General features: G+C 49.1%; 1 protein-coding gene. It reads right to left on the reverse strand.

All coding sequences use genetic code 11. The features are described 5' to 3' along the window. A partial coding sequence (locus R7Q48_RS25635; protein ID WP_411979287.1) for a response regulator occupies positions 1–871 on the reverse strand: 871 nt, incomplete at its 3' end. Positions 872–894 lie beyond the last annotated feature (23 nt).

Here is an 894-nt window from a genome sequence, read left to right on the forward strand (position 1 = left end):
TATTGTCGATCTCCTGCTCGATTCGTGAAATTAACTCCGCTGCTCGCCTGTCAAACTCCGCCGCGGTGACTCGCTCTGCCTCAATGCAAAGCTCAGTCAGCATGCTGATTCCAATTGCCCCAACCGCACCTTTGATGCCGTGGATAACCCGTTTTTTATCTCGCTCAGTCGAGGCGGCTTGTAGGTTTTCAATATCCATCGCCATAGATTGGCTAAACACACGCGCAATTTCTTTTGCGTCTTGCGTTTTAAAACGCTTAATCCAATCCGGTAATCGGGTCTTTTCTTTCTTGCCAATGAATGGCACCAAAACGGTTTTCAATTTGTTGAGGTCGTAAGGCTTGTAAAGTACATCATCAATACCGATGTCTTGTGTGCGCTCACTGGCAAGGCGAGCATCCTCCGCCGTCACACCGATGATTGGCAGCGATTTGAAACCAGACGCCCTCACATGTTTGATCAGTTCATAGCCATCCATTTCTGGCATGTGAAAATCGGTCAGCAGCAACACGACGTTTTCATCTTGGTTGATGTACTCCCAAGCCTCACGGCCGTTGTTCACAATCACAGGTTCGATACCAAGCTCACGCAGCTGCATTGAAATCACGCTTTGGTTGATTGGGTTATCTTCCGCAACTAATACCGTTCCGAGAATCCACGAAACTTCTTCGGACTTAAGCTCGTCCAACTTGGTCTCTTGCTGCGTTTGGCTAAGCAAATTGAACAGCGCATCTGGGTATTGAAGCTCTCGCAGCGTGAGGCTACCGAGAATTTCTCGATCATCGCGCAGCATCACACCATCAAAGCCCGCTTCGTTGTCTTGTGCGGCGTAAAGGTTCGCCATACTTCTTGCCAGTGTTGCTGGCTGCATTTTCCATGCGTCACACCACTGAC

The organism is Vibrio sp. 378, from assembly GCF_033339435.1.